Annotated in this window: 7 protein-coding genes; 2 read left to right on the top strand and 5 right to left on the bottom strand. The window is 61.0% G+C overall.

The annotated features are described in order from the left end of the window. The coding region (locus tag WBV42_RS14345; protein WP_423986636.1) for a TetR/AcrR family transcriptional regulator at positions 1-508 on the bottom strand (508 nt) is incomplete at its 3' end. Between the two features lie 163 nt (positions 509-671). Between WBV42_RS14345 and WBV42_RS14340 the strand changes: the two genes are divergently transcribed. Further along, the gene (locus tag WBV42_RS14340; RefSeq protein ID WP_423986635.1) at positions 672-1,271 is read left to right on the top strand and encodes a TetR/AcrR family transcriptional regulator; all 600 of its coding nucleotides are present in this window, start codon (positions 672-674) and stop codon (positions 1,269-1,271) included. Positions 1,272-1,295: 24 nt separating this feature from the next. Here WBV42_RS14340 and WBV42_RS14335 read toward each other — a convergent pair whose 3' ends face one another. The 4 genes from WBV42_RS14335 to WBV42_RS14320 form a co-directional block, all read right to left on the bottom strand. Beyond that, positions 1,296-1,865 (bottom strand): DsbA family protein, encoded by a 570-nt coding sequence (locus tag WBV42_RS14335; RefSeq protein ID WP_423986634.1) that lies wholly within the window; start codon positions 1,863-1,865, stop codon positions 1,296-1,298. Further along, positions 1,862-2,410, bottom strand: coding sequence for a redoxin domain-containing protein (locus tag WBV42_RS14330; RefSeq protein WP_423986633.1), 549 nt, complete (start codon positions 2,408-2,410; stop codon positions 1,862-1,864). The genes WBV42_RS14335 and WBV42_RS14330 overlap by 4 nt, the downstream gene beginning before the upstream one ends. Positions 2,411-2,531: 121 nt before the next feature. Further along, positions 2,532-3,779 (bottom strand): ABC transporter permease, encoded by a 1,248-nt coding sequence (locus WBV42_RS14325; protein WP_423986632.1) that lies wholly within the window; start codon positions 3,777-3,779, stop codon positions 2,532-2,534. Further along, positions 3,776-4,513 (bottom strand): ABC transporter ATP-binding protein, encoded by a 738-nt coding sequence (locus WBV42_RS14320; RefSeq protein ID WP_423986631.1) that lies wholly within the window; start codon positions 4,511-4,513, stop codon positions 3,776-3,778. Before WBV42_RS14320 ends, WBV42_RS14325 begins: the two co-directional genes overlap by 4 nt. 400 nt (positions 4,514-4,913) lie before the next feature. Here WBV42_RS14320 and WBV42_RS14315 point away from each other — a divergent pair. Then, positions 4,914-5,660, top strand: a 747-nt coding sequence (locus WBV42_RS14315; RefSeq protein ID WP_423986630.1) for an alpha/beta hydrolase, incomplete at its 3' end; no start/stop codon positions are given.

Here is a 5,660-nt window from a genome sequence, read left to right as displayed (position 1 = left end):
GGACCCCGTCGAGAAATATCAGGAGTCGTTCGGCCGCCCGTTCCGGATCGATGTCCTCCTCGAACTCGCCGCGCTCGATACCCCGAGCGATGATATCGGCGAACAGTCCCCGCAGTCGGTCGTTGTTCTCCTGGAACTGGTCGCGGAACGCGTCGTTGTAGGGCGCTTGCATCCCCATCTCCAGCATGGCGATATCGAAATCGCTCTCCGTATCGGGGTCAGGAAAGAACGCATCGATGCTGAAGAGCAGCGCGTCCGTCGCGGTGTCGTAGTCGTCCGTCGAAATTTTCGCGTCGAACTTCTCGTGGAGGTGGTCCAGAAACGAGAGGAGCAACTCCTCCTTACAGTTATAGTGGTAGTGGAGAAGCGACTTGCTCTTGCCGAACTCGTCGCTAATACGCTTCATCGTGAGGTTCGCATAGCCGTGTTCACAGAGTGCCCGATGTGTGGCGGCCATGATGGCCTCGTGTGTTTCGGGCGGCGGCCCGTTCGACTGCTGTGTTCCCATTTCTAACTGAATAGTTAGTCAGGAGAGTTAATAGTTGTGTTGTTTATCAGGAGAAAAAGAGGGACGAAACGGAGGGATGCCAATTCACGTGTCATACTGGTCAATACACGCTGTTCGCATCGAGACCACAAGCGTTTTGCCGTGATAACTAGTTGTTTAGTTAATGGCAGCGCCTTCCGACGGTGACGAGCGTTCCGACGCCGAACAGGCGATAATGCAGGCGACCTATCGGGCACTCTGTGAACACGGCTATGCGAACCTCACGATACACTCCATCGCGGAGGAGTATGGCAAATCGACGGCCGCGATTCACTATCACTACGACACGAAAGACGACCTTCTCGCGGCGTTTTTGAGCTATCTGTTGGACAAGTTCATCGACCGGGTTCACGAGGTGGAGACGACCGCCCCACGGGAACGACTCGACTCCCTTCTGGATCGACTGCTGACCGACCGCGAAGGCTACCCCGAATTCCTGACCGCGATGCTGGAGATGCGTGCGCAGGCGCCGTACAACGACGCCGTGCGCGAACAGTTCCAGCGCAACGACGAGTACACACGATATCTGCTCAAGACCGTCATCGCCGACGGGACGGACGCGGGCGTGTTCGCCGCCGAGGACCCGGCCCACGCGGCGGAGGCGCTGATGCTCATCGTGGACGGCGCGCGAAACCGGTACGTCTCCCTGGACGAGAAGAACGCGCTCGAAGAAGCGCGTGAGACGGCCAAAGAGTACGTCGAACACGTTTTGATGGACGAGTAGGAACCCGCTGCTCGATTCCCGGAACTATCGCGGCTCGTTTCTCTCCATCGAATCCCGAAGCGCCTTCGCGAGGCTCGCCTCTTCGAGCGGTCCATCGTATCGCGCGCCATCGATGAAGAACGTCGGCGTGCCGTTGACGCCGCCGTGGATTCCGCCCTTGAAATCGTGCAGAATCCGCTGTTCGAACCGATTCTCGTCGAACACGTCGCGTTCGAACTGGGTCGTATCCAGTTCCAACTCCTCGGCATACCGCCGAAGGTCGTCGTCTTCGAGCGCGTCCTGATGCTCGTAGAGGTGGTCGTGCATCGCCCAGAACTTTCCCTGCACACCGGCCGCTTCGGCCGCCTCCGCGGCGTGGAGGGCGTGTGGGTGGGCCTGTTTCAGCGGGAAGTTTCGAAAGACGAATCGGAAATCGTCGCCCATCTCCTCCTGGATCGATTTGACGATCGGATATGCCCGGCCACAGTGGGGGCACTCGTAATCCCCGTATTCGACCAACGTGACGGGTGCGTCCGGTTGCCCTCGTAGATGATCGGTTTCATCGATCGGACTGGTGAGCGTGTTGTCCGGGGAAATCGGTGTCCGATCGCTCATCTCGCGTCCCCGTTTTCGAACGCATTGAGCGCCTGTAGTATCCCGCTCGCGCCGGGGTTCACACCGACGGGGGAGACGAACGTCCATTGGATCACCCCCTCGTCGTCGATGACGAAGAGCGCCCGCTCGCTCGTTCCGTCTTCCGGTCGATACACGCCGTACGTTTTCGTCACCTTTCCCTTCGGCTTGAAGTCGGCGAGCAACGGGAAGTGGAGGTTGTGGTCGTCGGAGAACGAATCGTGGCTCCAGACGCCATCGACCGAAATTCCCAGTAACTGCGCATCGTATCGTCCGAACTCGTCGAGTATCTCGTTGTAGAGCGACATCTGGTCGCCACAGACTGGACTCCAATCCGCGGGATAAAACGCGAGAATGACGGGTTGTCCGCGAAATTCGCGCAACGAAAGCGTTTGGTCCGGCGTCGAATAGAGCGTGAAGTCGGGCGCATCCGTGCCGCATTCGAGCGCGTCCGCCGGGTAGCTCGTTTCCCCCGAGTCGCTCGCCCCACAGACGGAGAACTTCTGATCGTATGGTGATTGTTTCATGTCCCGTTCCCCCCTCTCTGGAAAGTCACGGGTTTAAGTAGTATATCTGTTGCGGGTGGTACGAGCATCGAGAAGTGGAACTCTGTCGGCCATCGAACGGGGAACCGACTCGGCTCACTCCTCACTCGTGGCGGAGCGCGTCGATGGGATCGATTCTAGCGGCATTCCACGCCGGATAGAGACCCGAAATCAACCCGACGCCGATACCGACGCCGATGGCGACGACGAACCATTTCGGCGCGAACGCGAGGTCGAAGCCGATGGCCTGTGCGGCGGCGTATCCGCCCGCGATGCCGACGACGGTGCCGACGAGCGAACCGATGACGCCGAGGATGACCGCCTCGACGAGGAACAGTTGGATGATGTCGCGTTTCTGCCCGCCGATGGCCTTCATGATGCCGATTTCTCGGGTGCGTTCGGTCACGCTCACCAGCATGATGTTGGCGATACCGATGGCCCCGACGATGAGCGAGATGACGGCGATGCCGGTGATGAAACTCGTGAACGTCCCGATGACCTCCTGAATCTGATCGACGAGTTGTTGGTTCGTCTGGAGGGACACCTCGTAGGACGCGGGTTTGAGTTGGCTGGCGTCGGAGTCGTTCGCCAGATACGACTTGACCGCCGGTTGGACGCTATCGACGTGGTCGTAATCGACCGCCCGTACCGTCACCTGCGGGTAGGCCCGTTGCTGCTCGCCGGTCGCCGGACTCTTCACCGTGGTTCCGTAGAACGGGTCCGTGGGCACGTAGATCTGTGGTTGTGACGTGCCGAACACGCTCGCGCTGGACGAGGCGTTCAGGATGCCGACGACGGTGACGTTTTGCGGGCCGTCGCCAAACTGGAGCGTGAGGGTGTCGCCGGTCGAGACGTTCGTCGAGAACAGGCTCGCCGCCGGTTTGTTCAGCACGACTTGTTCCTTCCCGCCGGTAAACGCGTGTCCCGACTCGAACGAGTCCGCGGCGAACGAATCCGCCGTCGTCGCCGTCACGCTTTCCCACCCGATCGTTTGGCCGTCGTAGCCGAGCGAGGACACCTGAACGTTCCCCTGTGGGACCACGGAACCGACGTTATCGAGCCCTCGTAACTGCTCGATGTCGTGTTCGGTGAACACGGGTAGCGACGCACTCTGACTTTGCGGGCCGCCGGGGCCGTCGTTCGTACTCGCCGGGCCGACGCTAGCGACGATGGACGGGTTCGAACCGGCCGAGACCTGGCCGACGACGGCCGCTTGGAGGCTCGCCCCGAGGGTGACGAACGTGATGACCGACCCGACGCCGATGATGATGCCGAGCGTCGTCAACACTGACCGGAGTTTGTGGTCGCGGATGGACCGCCAACTCATCGCGAAACTCTGGCCGATGTTCATGGACCCACCTCCATCCGGCGCGGGGAGTCCACCGTCTCGATACGCTCGATTTCGCCGTCCAGCAGGTGGACGATGCGTTGGGCGTGCTCGGCGACGGTGCGCTCGTGGGTGACCAGAAAGATGGTGTTCCCCTCGTCGTGCAACTCCTCGAACAGGGCAAGAATCCGGCCTTCCGTCTCGCTATCGAGGTTGCCGGTCGGTTCGTCGGCGAGAATGATGGCCGGGTCGTTCGCCAGTGCGCGGGCGATTGCCACCCGCTGGCGCTGCCCGCCCGACAGTTCGTTCGGTCGGTGGTCGAGCCGGTCGCCCAATCCGACGCGCTCCAGCAAGTCGCTGGCTCGTTCGTTTCGTTTTTTCTTCCCCACCCCTTGGAAGACCATCGGGAGTGCGACGTTCTCCTTCGCGGTGAGTTTCGGCATGAGGTTGAACGTCTGGAAGACGAAGCCGATTTCGTCACCCCGGAGCGTCGTCCGCTTCGTGTCCGAAAGCGTCGTGACTTCGGTCCCGTTCACCGTGATGGAGCCTTCGGTCGGCATGTCGAGACAGCCGACGGCGTTCATTAGCGTACTCTTCCCCGACCCACTCGGCCCCATGACGGCGGTGTACGACCCCCGTTCGATGGTGAGGTCGATGCCGTCGAGCGCGTGGACGGGTTCGCCGCGATGGTAGGTCTTGCGCACGTCCGTCAGCGTTACTGCCGAGGTGGACGTCGTTCGTTCGGTTGCGTTTGGCATATGGTTGTTAGCGTGTTCGGTGTTCGACGTTCGAACGGTTCGTTTTGTGGGTGTGGTGTGGGTGTGGACGACCGACGAGTCTCCCACACCGTACTGACCGAACATTCATTCAGCAAGGGATAAACCTTCCCCGAGACGTGATACCAAACGGACGGCAACTCTCCACACCGACCGCTGACGGGCGCGGGATTGACATTCACGGGGGTTGACGAATGACCATGGGGGTTTGTGATATTTGCGAACAGCGCAAGTCGAACGGGACGCATCTCGTCGGGCGAACCGGCGAATTATGGGTGTGTCGTGGGTGTATGATGCGGGCCGTGACCGGGAAGAAGGAGGAACTGTCGTTCGTGAACCCGTGAGACGAGTTTTATGTTCCTCGTCGTCCTCGTAACGAACAATGACGAAGACACGGGCACGTGAGCTGTCGCGGCTTCGATACGCGAAGAACGATGTCGATTTCGAAAGCGAGGGGACGCGGTGTGCCGGATGGCTCTACACGCCGGAAGGCGTCTCGAACCCGCCCGTCGTCGTGATGGCGGGTGGCTTCGGCGCGGAACGGACCTTCGGTTTCCCGGAGATTGCAAAGGAGTTCGTCGCCCGCGAGTACGCCGTGTTCCTCTTCGACTACCGGAACTTCGGCGACAGCGACGGCGAACCGCGTAATCTCGTCAACGCGAGCCGTCACGTCGAGGACTGGAAAGCGGCGATCGACCACGTTCGCGGACTGAACGCCATCGACCGTCGAAAGATCGCGCTCTGGGGAACGTCCTACAGCGGCGGACACGTCATCGAGGCGGCGGCCGACGACCACCGAATCGCCGCCGTCGTCGCACAGGTTCCGTTCGTCGACGGACGGGCCGTCGCCCGCGCGTCCGGTATCAAAAAATCGCTGAGAGGGACCGTCGCAGGGGTGCGTGACCTCGTCAGAAAGTACACCTTCAGGAGTCCGCACACGGTTCCGATCGCCGGGTATCCCGACGAGTTCGCCGTCCTGAACACGCCGGGCGCGATGGAAGGGATGGAAACCATCGTTCCCGACCCGCCGGTGTGGGAGAACGAGGTACCGGCGCGTGCCTTCCTCGAAATCCCGTTCTACCGCCCGATTTCGGTCGTGGAGGACGTCCCGTGTCCGATGCTCCTGATC

Origin of the sequence: Haladaptatus sp., from assembly GCF_049589095.1 — an archaeon.
Classification (GTDB): Archaea; Halobacteriota; Halobacteria; order Halobacteriales; family Haladaptataceae; genus Haladaptatus.
Note: the sequence above shows the minus strand (reverse complement) of the source record. Positions and strands in the feature narration are given on the sequence as shown.